A 13,773-nucleotide genomic window follows, 5' to 3' on the forward strand; every position below is an offset into this window, starting at 1 on the left:
TAATTACTCTCGTGATTTGTTATTGCCCGGGAAATATTTGGAGACTATTGTCATTTACAGGTAGAAAGGACAATTGCCAATAGCAGCTTCACACAATTTCTTAGTTTTTCAGAAACTATGTTATTGGCTGTATGTCCACTCAAAATCGACTTAATTACTCCATCTTTCATCGACAAATCATTTGAAAGTACACCGATTTTCTTTTGACTATCACTCTTCAAGTAATTCCAATGATTATTAAGCAGTTTTAATCCATTCTCAACAGAAGTAAATATATTTTCCCATTCTCCTATTGAAAGTCAGCTTAGGCGGACTTGTTGGAAACATCATTTATATGACGGATTTTCATTCTACTATCGCCAATATTCTAAACGCACAAAACCCCTTACAGCCGCTGAATTCTGTAAGGGGTTTTTCTATAAGGAGGTCATCTTATAGCAATAGTATGGGCAGCATGGCTACCATTTATTAAAATAATTTGCTGTTTGGGGGAACTTCACGAAGATATTTATCTCTATCTAAGCTTTCCTCATATTGATTCGTTGTAACATCTTCATCTTCATCGACACCACCTAAGGGAATTTCATTCTCAGTAGAATTCGTGTCGAATGCAAATGCATTGCCATGTCCTTCATTTTCGTAACCAGTTTCTCTATACTCTGGCTCTTCGGATGTGTTGTACTTATTTAAAGCTTTTTCTTCAGATTGATTAGTTGGTTCGTTATGTTTACCTGCTGTATACTCAGTCCCAAAAACTCGTTTTTCTTCCGTTCGAGGATCTCTATCAAAATCGTGTTTCATTTCCTCAGTGGATTTATCATTATTTAATTCACTACCAAATGCTGCAGGTCCTAAATTAGGGTCTGCACCAGGAGATTGGAATCCATCTGTCTGTTGTTCATTCTTAATCGTATCCTGAATATTCGGACGATTCTCCCGAACCATTCTATCTTCCTGCATTGAATGACCAATATGGTCTTCTTCTTTGGCCAAATATGGATCCGTAGCGAAAGTTTCTCCTCGCCCAAAACGATCTGTAGGTTCGTCGAAACGACCATCTGTCTCATTAACAAAATCATTTGTTGACGGTTCAAATCCCTTTTCTTTAGCATATTCTCTTTGAGGATTTTTACCACTGTCAAAAGTCATTTCGCTTCGCGGTTCTTCTGCACTAAAGGTTGTGGAATCTCCAGTAAGATTTTTATCTGTTTCATTGAATCGTGATTCAACAAAGTCTGTACGTGCTGAAGCGGTAAACTCATTTGAATGTCTTGTCGCTTCGTTACGAGTCGTGTCTTCGAAACCTGGTTCAATTGGTTGAACTGCCCGCTCTTCTCCATGATAAGATTCATAACTGTTTCCAGTTGATCCAAACGTATCATAGCCTTCTTCAAACTCATTCTGGTGAGAATCTGTGACTCTATCGTTTAGCGATGCATCGGTGTACAGTAAAAACCCACCACTAGCAACATCTTTTGAATAGCGATCAGTTTCTGCGTCATTTAAATCTAATTTCCTCAGACCTTCTTTAACGGAATCTTCTCCCGTAAACCATGATTTGAATTTATCCATGAATGTACCCGCTTCATGCGTCGAAACTTCAGAATAGCGATTTAATGTACTCATGTGTGCATGATCTTTTGAAATGACATGTATATCACTCTCGGAATAACCTTGTGCTTTTAGTTGTTCTAATTTTTCATACATTTCATCCTCTGTACGAGCAACTTCAATTTTACGATTTGATTCAAAGTTCATGGGGTTACCTCCTATTTTTTGATTTACATTCTATCTACCCAACGCTTTATTAAAGTTAAACACTTTTGAAAACTTTTAATCAGACTGTAATATGATTGCACAAAAAAACCTGTGCTCAGCTGAGCACAGGTTTATCTTAGTCTATTTCATTTGTAATGCTTGGGATAGATTTCCAGCTATATGGATGTCTTTGAAGTTCAAACCCAGATGAACTGCTGTCAAAGCGATTTCTGGTCGAACTCCGGATAATGTAGTCTTAACTCCGACAATCTTCAATGCATCTATTAATTGGAAAATTTGCATGGCTACCATTGTATCAATTACATTTACACCTGATAAATCTACATACAAATGAGTAATGCATTTTTTCGTGCATTCCATCAATGTATTCTCCAACAAATATTTAGCTCGTTGCGTATCGATTTCACCCACTACAGGAAGTAAACCAACATCTTGATGTAATTTAATCACCGGAGCACTCAAGTCATTAATCAATTCTTGCTGACTTTTTAGCCTTCGCAAAGATAGCTGATCGTGTACTTCTACAAATCTAGTCATAACCCTACTGAACGCTTTTAGAATAATATGATTCCATGAATAAATTTGTTCTTTTGTATAAGTTCCTTCATTCTCTCTTTCAAAACTCTCAATCATACTAAGATATTGTCTTTGTACATTGAGGAATTCCTGCAAAATTATATGAGTGGGTGTAGATTGATGACCATTATCGGTAACAATTTCGTTTAACCAAACTTCAAAAGCTTTAAAGAATTCATGTTCATCTTCCAAAAAAACCTGAATTAAATGTTCATGAAAACTATAATTTTGAGATTTTAAACGATTAATATCTTTTGCATCTTTAGATGCATATACACCTACTGCAGTAGATTGATCAATCGATTTGTACCAGTCATCAGTTAATTTTTCGGCTTTTGTTATTAAGTATTTATAAAGATCCATATTCCTGTGCATGCTGAGGGCACTCCTTCACATTTTAGAATCCTTTCTGTGACGATATGTAGAAAGGAGATGATTTCGGTTGGTCTTGGATTTACTTTCTTCTCAAACCTCAATTCGTACATATAAAAACAAGAAATTGTCAAAAGAAGAAGTTTTGAACTTATTTCAGTTGCTCAACATGCAGCGAGTTCTCATTTTGTACAAGCTTATAGTGTTATTTGGATAACGGACGAAGTTATCAAGAACAAATTGGGGCAATTATCAAAAAAACCGACACAAATGAAAACAGCTGGAGCTATTTGTTTGTTTTGTTGATTTTAAGAGACTTCAAATTGCTGGTGTAATTAATGATACTACTATTGTAGCGGATACAACAGAAAATGTAATCGTCAGAACAACGAATGTTGCAATTTTCTCACAAATTTTCGCTATAACGGCTGAATCAAAAGAGGACCAACTGTACCCAATCAATGGCTAAGTTTTTAGGGGAAGCCCGTCTGTAACATATGAAAGATTTCCTGAAAAAACAAGGTTTTACTTGGAAATAATTTGATTGAATTCATAGTGATTAAAACGAAATCTGTGAAACATCTATGCTCTTGTTTCTGCATCGCTTCGCTAGATTCGAAACATGAAAGGACGTTGCATCGCTTCGTTAGCTTCGTCGCAAAGATTATGACCAAAGTAAGTTTGCCCATATTCTTTGGCATTACCAAAATTATGTTCTTTTTTTCAACAAAAATACGAACATATATTCTGTTTATGTTATAATAAAAGAAACAATTGTAGATGACAGGTAGCGGATGATCACTTCCAGGGAATGGAGGTGATGCCTATGACAAGTTTTGAATCGATGAGTTTGCTTATGCAGCTTGCAACTGTAATGATCGGGGGCTTTTCAATCGTTGTATCATTAGTCATTTTTTTCGCTAAAAAGAAATAGCCGTCCCCACTGATTAGGCGAGACGGCTTTTTCTGAATTAATCTGGATCAACCGCTATTTTGTACATTAGCGATTGTTGACTAGGTGCTGACACACCTAGTCTTTCTAATTTAAGTATACACTATTTTTTGCACTTCTCAAAGGTTTCTTATGTCTAATCTACTACTTGTTTTTGAGAAGCGACTGCTCTTGTTCAATTGTCGGCCCCGCCTTTAACTCTCGATTTATTGCCCATTGTCTTGTATCCTGTGCAGTCGTGGCTAAAGGTCTAATGGTCAGCCCGTTGTCGATTGCTCGTTGATTTTCAACAATGATAAAACCTTCGGGATAGTCTTGTGAAATGGATACCCAAAAAGGATATCTTCGGGAACCCAAGTCCGTTGATTCCAAAACGGCGTCAGGAATCCATTGTTTTTCAATTGTAGCTGTCGTTATACTGTCAATGAATTTTTCCATTGACAGTGGATTTGAAGCTGCATTAAATGTACCAGTTGTCCCATTTTCAATCATTTGCACAATCCAACTAGCCATATCCCTTACATCAATCCATTGGACCATGCGATGAGGTTCATTCCCACCGGGTAAAGCAACTTTCCCGTTTTCCATTAACCTTTTCGCATAGTACGTGAATCGGTCTGTAGGATCATGCGGACCTACAACGATACATGGACGAATAATCAATGCACGGTCCTTAAAGGTTTCGTTGATTAATTTTTCGCACATAACTTTTAATGGTCCATAAGTTTCACCAGTCACTTCATCTGACTCGATTTTTTGTGCAAAAGTAGAACTTGACTCATTAGGTCTGCCTTTTTTGTAATCGTCATAAACCGAAATGGTCGAAATGAACATATAACGATTTGTTTTATTTTTCAATACGCTTATCACTGGATGCAGGTCTTGAGGAGAATAAGCACATGTATCTAAGACTGCATCCCACTCTTTTTCACGTAACTTCTCCGCATCTTTCCGCCGATCTCCTTGAATATGCCTTAACTGTTTGAACACTTCAGGATTCGTTTTTCCCCGGTTAAATAATACCACTTCATGTCCGTTTTTGACTGCCGCTTCCACTAAGTGACGTCCTACAAAAGATGTTCCACCAAGCACTAAAATTTTCATTTTCCCATCTCCTCTACTTCTTACAATTTCTTCGCATATTAAAAAAAACCTTTAAAAATTTCAGTTAAAGCATTGCTTCTTGTTTTTAAAGCATACTAAATACGACATAGGACGTTTTAGTTAGATATAAAAATGGATATAGGGTATGGAGTAGCAAACCGTGTGGGAAAATACTCGCATTTTGTCGAACTGTGCTATAGATTCAATGCGTGCAATGTTAAACTTACCTAATCTTATTGAAGATAAAGGAGCATTTCATGGATATTCAATGGACTCAACTTCCTCAAATAAAAGCGCTCCACGTATATGGACCGTCTATGCAGCTAACGGTTGGGATTGTGTACGATTCAAGAGATGTACAAAATCAGTATGCCTTTTTTTGCATTATAGGAGAAGAAACCGACGGTCACTTATACATAGATGAAGCAATTCAAAACGGCGCTACCACTATCGTAGGTTCAGACAAAAGTACCCTCGAATCTTATGCTTCTTCCCATCCCCTATTATCTTTTGTATTAGTGCATGATTCACAGGAAGCCTTGGCTTTTATAGCGATTGAATTTAATCATTATGTCTCAGATAAATTATTCAAAGTCGGTGTTACCGGTACGAATGGAAAAACAACAGTTGCTACATATGTAAGAAACTTATTAAATTTACTCGGTTTGCCTTGTGGGATGCTCGGTACGAATGGCATTTTCACTTCAGATGAACAACTTCATATCAAGAAAAGCACGCCTACCACCCCGATGTCGTCGGATGTACAAGCTATTTTCACTGAGCTTGTGAACCATGGGGACAAAGCGGCATCCATGGAAGTGTCTTCGATTGCATTAGATCAGCATCGTGTAAGTGGATTTGAATTTGATGTAGCAATTCATACAAATATTTCAGAAGAGCACATGGAATATCATAAGACGTTCGAACATTATAAGATGTGCAAGCTTCGATTGTTTACACAGGCGAAAGCAAGTGTTATTAATTTGGACGATGACGGGATGAGTCAAGACATTATTCAAGCCGTACAAGGATCTATACTGACATATTCCAGTAATGTGGAATCCAATGCAGATTTAGTATGGACAAACATACAGCATCATCTTGATGGAATGTCTTTCGATTTAATTTACGAAGACCAGACTTATCGTATTAATGTCCCCATCTACGGGGAATATAATGTAGGTAATTTAGTTTCCGCGATTGGTGCTGCTTTATTTGCGAATGTCTCCCTACAGGAAATATTGCAAGTCCTCCCCAAGATGCAACAAGTAGATGGCCGCTTCCAAGTTATTCACGGTCCTGAAAATAGAACAATCGTTTTGGATTATGCACATACACCTGTTGCATTAGAAGCGATTATGCGGGCTGTAAAAAAATTGCCTCATAACCGATTAATCACTTTAATTACTGGAATAGGCATTAGAGATTTCTCTAAGATGCCCAAAATGGCAAAAACAGCAGAAGGAAAAGCAGATGCGTTGATTGTCACAGTTGATCATCCTGGCTATAATGATCCTTGGAATGTTGTTGACGCTGTCCTGAAGGGTTTTACCGAACCATATTTACAAGAAGTTTTGACCGCTTCTTCAAGACATGAGGGCGTTATGAAAGCGTTGGAAGCAAGTGAACCTGGTGATATTGTTTTACTGACGAGTGGATGTATAAACGGCTCCCAAATTGTAAAAGGGGAATATATTCCTCATTCGGATGAAGAAATTATTCACAATTATTTTTACAATACAAAATTGAGCGTATAAAACTTGTTGGCCTCGCGCCAACAGGTTTTTTGTTTCTTAAATGAAACTAAAAAAGAACTGCCAATAAGCCGGCAGTTCTTTTTGGTTTAGTTATTCTTCTCTTTTCGTTTAATCGCTGCATCAATATATGCCTTAAAGACTCGTTTAGACGGTTCATCTCCAGCTATTGCAAATTCCTCTGGATGCCATTGAAAAGCAAAAACGAAGGAATGCTCCGTACTTTCCACGCCTTCAATGATGCCATCTTTAGCTCGTGCTACTACTTTTAACGGTCCACCTACTTCATGACAGGCTTGATGGTGGAAAGAATTCACTCTGAACTCTTCTTCTTTAAGCATTTCAAACATTCGACTATCTTTGTCTACTTTTACTGGATGAGAACGATGAGTACGCTCTGCTTGTTGTTTATGTTGCATTACTGCTTCTTCTCTTTGAGAGTGAATACTTTGGTAGAGAGAACCTCCTGTTGCAACGTTTAACATGTGTAAACCGCGGCATACACCGATATATGGTTTATCAAGCTCCAACATTTTTTGCACTAAAGCATGCTCCATCGCGTCCAAACGTGGAGCGATTTTCCCTAAATGCACATGAGGATCTTGGTCATAATAAGAAGGATCTATATCTTCCCCTCCTGTTACAAACAGTGCATCAATTTGTTCACAAAGTGCATCGATATCTTCTCCCGGAATAAGAGGAATCACTAAAGGAATTCCACCTGCCTGTGTCACAGCATCTGGATAGATGCTGGGCATGAAATATCCTCCTCCCTCTGTAATTTCTGCGGTAATTCCAACAATTGGTTTCATGTATATTCTCCGTTCTATTAATAAAAGTTCTTATTCCTTTATCTACCCTCTTAGATTCAGGAAAAACGTAACTAAATATTCCAAATGTCATCATTTATGTGTTGAATGAGGAAGTTAAATCCATCGCCAATGGAAAAACTTTCAATAAATAGTTCGAGGGAGACACTAACGGTCCCAATACTGGAAATAGGAAATGGCATTCTTACAGATAGCTTTTCGCATAAGGAAGGATGCGCAGAAATTTTGATTGAAAAAGCAGGAGTATACGAAATCCACTTTCAAATTTCGGGTCTTCATCGAAATAAATTCTCCATTATCATAAATAATAATCCGATTCCGCATACTACCTTCATCTCTCCTGAAGGATATCCCCCTCCTTAATACTGGTTTAGTCATTCTTACTTTAGAATCTAATAGTAAATTGACAATATGAAATCAAACATCATCTTCTACTTATGTAGACTTACAGACTGATATCGAAAGTGATGAGATCATCTTAAACGCAGCAATCACTATTAAGAAACTTGTATGAATCAAACGTTGTCATAAAGGCAACGTTTTTTCACGTTTGAATCAGCCTGTGAAGGGAATAATTTTTATATATCATAATTTTTGAGGAGGCGTATCATGGCAAAAGATAAATACGAAAAAATTCACGAAGAAATTAAAGGTCAAACCCAAGATCACCAACCTGGAATTGAATCAAAAATGAATCCCGAACCGATTTACGACGATATAGATTATAAAGGATCTGGCAAACTGACTGGAAAAGTGGCACTCATTACAGGTGGAGATAGTGGTATCGGTCGTGCGATTGCCGTGGCTTATGCCAAAGAAGGTGCGAATATTGCTATCGCCTATTTAGACGAGCATGATGATGCTGAAAAAACGGTGAAGCTGGTTGAAGGATATGGCGGTAGAGGGATGAAAATTGCAACTGATTTGAGTGATGATGAAAATTGCCATGACGCCATTGACCAGGTGATTGCAGAATTTGGTCAGCTAAATATATTGGTGAATAATGCTGGTAAGCAATTTCCTACAGGGGACTTCTTGAAAATCACTCCGGACCAATTGCAAGAAACATTTTCAACAAATATCTTCTCGATGTTTTACTTATCTCAGGCAGCACTTCCCCATTTATCAAAAGGGGACACCATTATCAACACGTCTTCAGTTACTGCTTACAGAGGATCGCCACATTTAATCGATTACTCGTCCACAAAAGGTGCCATCACTACATTCACCCGCTCCCTGGCACTGAACTTGATCGATAAAGGTATTCGAGTGAATGCAGTAGCGCCAGGACCGATTTGGACCCCTTTGATTCCTGCAACATTTTGCAAAGAAGAAGTAGCTAAGGCGGGAGACGACACACCAATGGCAAGACGTGGACAACCTGCAGAGAATGCTCCGGCTTACGTTTTCTTAGCATCTTCTGACTCAAGCTACATGATCGGACAAACGATACATGTAAATGGTGGAGACTTCGTTACTTCGTAGAAAATCATAAAATAAGAAAAAGCACATCATCAAAGATGTGCTTTTTCTTATGGTTATTTGTTTAACGTTCGCAAGCAATCAGATCGTTGTCACGATCACTCTTAGTATTTAAATCATACAATTTCTGATTAACGAAAGGTTTGTACTTAGTTGCCCCACCTTTATTTTTCACTGTTGATGACCGTGCAATCCCACCTGGATAAATCTTATTAATTTCTTTGCAGTTACTATATTCCTTTACTGTCACCTTAGGAGCTGCTTCCACTTGTGTATGTCCTACCATTCCTCCGATTAATGCAACAGAAAGAAGAAGACTAGTTATTCTCTTTTTCATTAATATTCCTCCAACACTACTTAATTACCAATATCATACATTAAAAATAGACTATTTGTCCAGAGAATCTAATTTATTTGTAATTATCAAGTGTGCTTTACTAATCTCCCTTTTAATTTTTTCATCACTTTTAAAATCGATACACTCACTTCTAATTGCCACTATTGCTGGATATATTGTGAAGAGAGGTGTTGAAATACAAGTGAAATGGATGTTGGGTCATAAGCTTATCACGATCGTTAGTTTCTTATTTCTGGTTACAGGATTTGCAATTTATCATGTCTATTCAACTGTTGAATCCACAGTTGAACAAATGCACGAACCCTTAAAATTTCCTGAGTCTACTTTCCGATCTACGCCTATACTAATTGAAGAGAAGCCCCCACTTTCTTTTCTGTTATTGGGAGTGGATGAGAGAGAAAACGACAGAGGACGAGCGGATACAATGATTGTAGTCACCGTAAATCCAACTGATAATACGACGAAAATCATTAGCATCCCTCGAGATACCTATACAACATTGATCGGATTGAACAAAGAAGATAAAATTAATCACTCCTATGCTTTTGGTGGTGTAGAAATGGTCAAAGCTACCGTTGAAAATTTAATGCAGATTCCTATAGATTATACAGTTTCGATTAATATGGAAGGATTTATCGGTTTAGTTGATGCCGTTGAAGGTGTAGACGTAGAAAACAATTTAACTTTTGAAGTGGATGATTTTAAGTATCAACTTGGTCCCATTCATTTACAAGGTGAACAAGCATTGGCATTCGTTCGAATGAGGTATGATGACCCAAATGGGGATTTCGGAAGACAAGAACGTCAAAAAATAGTACTTAATGCTATTTTCAACAAACTGAAATCTTTCAATAGTGTGTGGAAATATAAAGAATTGTTAGCTGTTGCAGGCGACAATGTGCACACGAATTTAACGTTTGATGAAATGAAGAAAATTTTTAAAGATTATAAAGAGGCTTTTAGTCATCTAGAATCACTTTCTTTACAAGAAGGACATGGGCAAATTTCGGATGGTGTCTGGTATTACGTGTTAGATACACATGAACTTGAAAAGATACAGCTACAATTGCAGACACATTTAGAATTGAAAGATTGAAAAAAGCTCTATTCAAAATTGAAGAAGCTTATTTGTATGATTTCTGATGCAATTTTAAAAAATCCCGCCCTATTTTAAATAGAGGCGGGATTTACAAATTAATTAGCTAACGTTACTGAATAAAATTCATTAATATCTTTATAATATTTATTTAATGAATGAGTTGATACTCCATACCACTCAGCTATTTCTTTAACGCTCCAATATGGTCCTTCAAACAATTGATGCTCTTGCCCAAATCGAATGGCACCTGCAGCTACGGCCGCTTCTTTTCTGGCATTCGGTTGATTAGTTACCAAATAATCTTCGATGATATTCAACAATTGCTTAGGATTACGATTTTGTTTCTCGAGTCGATCCATTACTTCAAGTAGGATACCAGCTTCAAAATCGGTAAATTCGCCGCCAGCGTAACCGTTTGCCCCTAATAGTTCCCAAAAATCGATGAGGTGTGTTTGCAAGAAGTTGGCTGCCTCTTCCTTTGTACTGACAGCATTTGTTTGTGCGTAGGTATTGATAACATCCCGATGGTCAGTTGGGAGGAATATTAAGCTTGAAACCGCCAAGAAGTGATTGTCTTTTAAACTGATATCCGGCAGCATGAAGCAGAAAACATGCACGCCAACAGGAACAGGCTTTTCACTTTCACGTTTTAAATAAAGTGTTTCATTCGTAAGGATATTTTTTACTTTCATAAACTCTTGTGCTACTTCTACGACTTCTCCCAAAAGTACGGAAGGCGTTTTCCAATGCTCCAGAACATTGATAACAGATGGTCGCACCGCTTTCTTTTGTTGCTTTTCAACATATTTCAACCAGATTTCTGGTTTATGATGGAAGAAGAATTCATCGATTGCAATAGCTTCTATCATTTCTTCAAGCAAATACTTCTCTAGCTTCGATTTCCATTCCTTAATTACACTTAGCAATGCTGGAAAATCCTTGCGTTCGGGATACTCGTCATAAAATGATTGGAGCATTCTATCCAACTCTTCCGAACGAACAGCTTCAATTGATGGCTCCTGATTGCGTTCACAACATTTTTTAAATTTTTTCCCGCTTCCACATGGACACGGATCATTACGTCCTACCATTCAAACACGTCCTTCGATTAATAAAGTTTACGCCCTAGTGTAACATGCAATCCAGCATGAATACAGGGTACGAAGGATGTGGGACTTACGGAATAGCGCGGATATGGATAAATTCATTATTAAGATATGCACGCTGACAGGGATTAGCTGTAAACAAAATTGTCATACAACAAGAGTTGGATACTTTTTGATGATTTTTCTGTCTATTCGTGGTTTCCTCAGATCTATTCGCGAATCCAGGTTCTCTATTCGCGGTTTCCTGTCGACTATTCTCGCTCAGGTACATTCTATTCTCGTTTCAATAAATTTAAACAAATCTTGACCTAATTACAAAAGGCATGACTAAATTAACTTTCAACGGTTTTCATTGCTTTATGATTAAATGGACATTTCCCTTTAATGGGTTCAATGTCGTCTCCGATAAAGAATTGTTTCCATTCATTATGCTCTGGATCACCGAAATGGCTGATATCCGGATGCGTTGGCAGGTGGTCCCATGCCTCTACGCGTTCGCGTACTTTTTCGCGGGACATGATGCCACCTTTTTCAGTACCTTCTAACCCTTGGAATATTTTTCGTGGCTGGAAACCGAGCACCATGGAGTTACCTAAATGTCGTGTTTTTCTTTGTTTGTAAGCTGGAGCATTACCAAAAACAAAAATAGGTTCCCCATGAAAACGGAAATCCCATAAATGGTGGGCTGGATTCCGTGGTGCATCTTCAGGCCATTCCACTGGGTCGACTTCGTGTAAATACTGAAGAATGTCCCAAAATTGTTTGCGGTATTGCTCTAATTTGCCTTCGACTTCAAATGGTTCAACAAAAACAAATAAGCCATGACGCTTATGTTTAGGGTTATTAAACAAGTCCAAGAAACCTTCCAACGTTTTGGGTAGATTTGACCAATCGTCCTGTGTGATATAGCCATAACGCAATTCGCCTTTTAACTCTCCACTCATCCCGAAATAACAGGGAAAAGTTTTATCCGTAACTGTATTATGAAAAGTTTGATATTCATCGAGTAACCATTGTGGTAGATCCGATCGTGTAGAAAAATCCTCTTTTGTCAATAAAGCCAGTTCCTTTCTTATCATCCAAATTCCCTCCACCAAATAGCATGTATGTCATATTTTATTAATCAAATACCCTCTACCTTTGATTCGAAACAATCTCATCTAAATATTGAAAAATTTTTTCTTTCTTTTTATGTTAATTTATTACCGTTACGGGAATAACAGAAGAAACCATTACAATTTCATGGAGGATGAAAGATGAGCATTGAAAGTACCGATTCTATTCAAACGAGTTGCCAAAGTGAATATGACACTTTGCGAAAAGTTATTGTTTGTGAACCCCAATTTATGTCGATTGATGAAATTATCAACGATGTTCAAAAAAAATATAAAGATGAAAACATCAATATTGAACGTGCTTTGAATCAACATCATGATTTTGTTGAGAAAATGCGTGCAGAAGGCGTCGACGTCATTACACTGCCTGCTAATGCCTCTTATCCTGAACAAGTTTTTACACGGGATATAGGATTCACTCTTGGCAATCAGACCTTTGTATCTGAAATGGCAAGCAGTATCCGACAAGGAGAAGAAACCGTTCTAGAGAAGTGGTTAAACACACATCATGTACCTTTCCAAAAATTATCTCAAAACCATATTGAAGGTGGAGATGTCATTATTGACGATAGGACAATCTATATAGGGCTTAGTCATCGTACATGTAATTCAGCAATTGAACAGCTTCGCTCCGATTTGCCGAATTATGAAATAGTTGCGATTCCATTTGACCCTAAATATTTACACTTGGATTGTGTATTCAATATACTTTCCCCCACCGATGCATTAATATTCCCACAAGCACTAGACGCGGAAACTGTATCATTTTTAACAAACCGCTATCACTTAATTGAAGTAAGTAAGGAAGAACAATTTACGATGGGTACGAATGTGTTATCCATTGGACATAAAAGAGTTTTCAGTTTGCCTATCAACGCCCAAGTAAACAACAAAATGCGGAGGCAAGGCTATAAAGTGATTGAAGTGGACTTTTCAGAAATCATCAAATCTGGGGGATCTTTCAGATGTTGTACTATGCCAATTGCACGAGGATAAAGTGGCAGTTTTATAAAATTGCATACTAAATCACAATAAAAAGAATCCATTTTGATCAGTCTTGCTTCAAAATGGATTCTTTTTGTTTAATACAATATAATACCCTAAAGAAACACTTTCATTTATCACATGTTTATATGGTGGTTATCATTGAAACGGTTAAACAGTATGAGTTCTATAGTGTCATTTAATATCTTCTGTGCCAGCAGAAGATATTAAATTACTAATCAATCTTTCAAATCTAATACAC

12 protein-coding genes are annotated in these 13,773 nt (G+C 37.3%); 4 read left to right on the forward strand and 8 right to left on the reverse strand.

What is annotated here, in order from left to right; all coding sequences use genetic code 11:
• Positions 1–50: 50 nt before the first annotated feature.
• The 4 genes from MHH33_RS13910 to MHH33_RS13925 form a co-directional block, all read right to left on the reverse strand.
• The gene (locus MHH33_RS13910) at positions 51–221 is read right to left on the reverse strand and encodes a hypothetical protein (protein ID WP_342542065.1); all 171 of its coding nucleotides are present in this window, start codon (positions 219–221) and stop codon (positions 51–53) included.
• A 247-nt stretch (positions 222–468) separates the two neighbouring features.
• Complete coding sequence (locus MHH33_RS13915; protein ID WP_342542066.1) at positions 469–1,758, reverse strand: general stress protein; 1,290 nt, start codon at positions 1,756–1,758, stop codon at positions 469–471.
• Positions 1,759–1,899: 141 nt separating this feature from the next.
• Complete coding sequence (locus MHH33_RS13920; RefSeq protein WP_342542067.1) at positions 1,900–2,730, reverse strand: STAS domain-containing protein; 831 nt, start codon at positions 2,728–2,730, stop codon at positions 1,900–1,902.
• A 1,093-nt stretch (positions 2,731–3,823) separates the two neighbouring features.
• The gene (locus MHH33_RS13925; protein WP_016428117.1) at positions 3,824–4,783 is read right to left on the reverse strand and encodes an NAD-dependent epimerase/dehydratase family protein; all 960 of its coding nucleotides are present in this window, start codon (positions 4,781–4,783) and stop codon (positions 3,824–3,826) included.
• Positions 4,784–5,040: 257 nt separating this feature from the next.
• Here MHH33_RS13925 and MHH33_RS13930 point away from each other — a divergent pair, with 257 nt between their 5' ends.
• Positions 5,041–6,540 carry a UDP-N-acetylmuramoyl-L-alanyl-D-glutamate--2,6-diaminopimelate ligase gene (locus MHH33_RS13930; protein ID WP_342542069.1) on the forward strand — a complete coding sequence of 500 codons (1,500 nt, stop codon included), beginning with the start codon at positions 5,041–5,043 and terminating at the stop codon, positions 6,538–6,540.
• Between the two features lie 86 nt (positions 6,541–6,626).
• Here MHH33_RS13930 and MHH33_RS13935 read toward each other — a convergent pair whose 3' ends face one another.
• A complete protein-coding gene (locus MHH33_RS13935) occupies positions 6,627–7,349 on the reverse strand; it encodes a gamma-glutamyl-gamma-aminobutyrate hydrolase family protein (RefSeq protein WP_342542070.1) in 723 nt (240 codons plus the stop codon).
• Between the two features lie 627 nt (positions 7,350–7,976).
• Between MHH33_RS13935 and MHH33_RS13940 the strand changes: the two genes are divergently transcribed.
• Positions 7,977–8,852 carry an SDR family oxidoreductase gene (locus tag MHH33_RS13940; RefSeq protein WP_342542071.1) on the forward strand — a complete coding sequence of 292 codons (876 nt, stop codon included), beginning with the start codon at positions 7,977–7,979 and terminating at the stop codon, positions 8,850–8,852.
• Between the two features lie 61 nt (positions 8,853–8,913).
• Here the strand turns inward: MHH33_RS13940 and MHH33_RS13945 are convergent, their stop codons facing one another.
• The gene (locus MHH33_RS13945; protein ID WP_342542072.1) at positions 8,914–9,186 is read right to left on the reverse strand and encodes an excalibur calcium-binding domain-containing protein; all 273 of its coding nucleotides are present in this window, start codon (positions 9,184–9,186) and stop codon (positions 8,914–8,916) included.
• A 211-nt stretch (positions 9,187–9,397) separates the two neighbouring features.
• Between MHH33_RS13945 and MHH33_RS13950 the strand changes: the two genes are divergently transcribed.
• Entirely contained in the window at positions 9,398–10,303 is a 906-nt protein-coding gene (locus MHH33_RS13950; RefSeq protein ID WP_342542073.1) for an LCP family protein, read from the forward strand.
• Positions 10,304–10,401: 98 nt separating this feature from the next.
• On the opposite strand, the gene MHH33_RS13955 is transcribed toward MHH33_RS13950, so the two are convergent.
• On the reverse strand, positions 10,402–11,397 hold the full coding sequence (locus MHH33_RS13955) for an SEC-C metal-binding domain-containing protein (protein ID WP_342542074.1): 996 nt from the start codon (positions 11,395–11,397) through the stop codon (positions 10,402–10,404).
• Positions 11,398–11,744: 347 nt separating this feature from the next.
• Positions 11,745–12,491: a YqcI/YcgG family protein gene (locus MHH33_RS13960; protein ID WP_342542075.1), complete on the reverse strand. Its 747-nt coding sequence runs from the start codon at positions 12,489–12,491 to the stop codon at positions 11,745–11,747.
• A 177-nt stretch (positions 12,492–12,668) separates the two neighbouring features.
• Here MHH33_RS13960 and MHH33_RS13965 point away from each other — a divergent pair, with 177 nt between their 5' ends.
• Positions 12,669–13,523 carry a dimethylarginine dimethylaminohydrolase family protein gene (locus tag MHH33_RS13965; protein WP_342542076.1) on the forward strand — a complete coding sequence of 285 codons (855 nt, stop codon included), beginning with the start codon at positions 12,669–12,671 and terminating at the stop codon, positions 13,521–13,523.
• Positions 13,524–13,773: the final 250 nt, after the last annotated feature.

This window comes from Paenisporosarcina sp. FSL H8-0542, assembly GCF_038632915.1.
In the GTDB taxonomy this organism is placed as follows: domain Bacteria; phylum Bacillota; class Bacilli; order Bacillales_A; family Planococcaceae; genus Paenisporosarcina.

Coding starts and splice junctions, on each gene's coding strand:
- MHH33_RS13915 (WP_342542066.1), bottom strand. CDS start 1,758: ATGAACTTTGAATCAAATCGTAAAATTGAAGTTGCTCGTACAGAGGAT.
- MHH33_RS13920 (WP_342542067.1), bottom strand. CDS start 2,730: ATGCACAGGAATATGGATCTTTATAAATACTTAATAACAAAAGCCGAA.
- MHH33_RS13925 (WP_016428117.1), bottom strand. CDS start 4,783: ATGAAAATTTTAGTGCTTGGTGGAACATCTTTTGTAGGACGTCACTTA.
- MHH33_RS13930 (WP_342542069.1), top strand. CDS start 5,041: ATGGATATTCAATGGACTCAACTTCCTCAAATAAAAGCGCTCCACGTA.
- MHH33_RS13935 (WP_342542070.1), bottom strand. CDS start 7,349: ATGAAACCAATTGTTGGAATTACCGCAGAAATTACAGAGGGAGGAGGA.
- MHH33_RS13940 (WP_342542071.1), top strand. CDS start 7,977: ATGGCAAAAGATAAATACGAAAAAATTCACGAAGAAATTAAAGGTCAA.
- MHH33_RS13945 (WP_342542072.1), bottom strand. CDS start 9,186: ATGAAAAAGAGAATAACTAGTCTTCTTCTTTCTGTTGCATTAATCGGA.
- MHH33_RS13950 (WP_342542073.1), top strand. CDS start 9,398: ATGTTGGGTCATAAGCTTATCACGATCGTTAGTTTCTTATTTCTGGTT.
- MHH33_RS13955 (WP_342542074.1), bottom strand. CDS start 11,397: ATGGTAGGACGTAATGATCCGTGTCCATGTGGAAGCGGGAAAAAATTT.
- MHH33_RS13960 (WP_342542075.1), bottom strand. CDS start 12,491: ATGATAAGAAAGGAACTGGCTTTATTGACAAAAGAGGATTTTTCTACA.
- MHH33_RS13965 (WP_342542076.1), top strand. CDS start 12,669: ATGAGCATTGAAAGTACCGATTCTATTCAAACGAGTTGCCAAAGTGAA.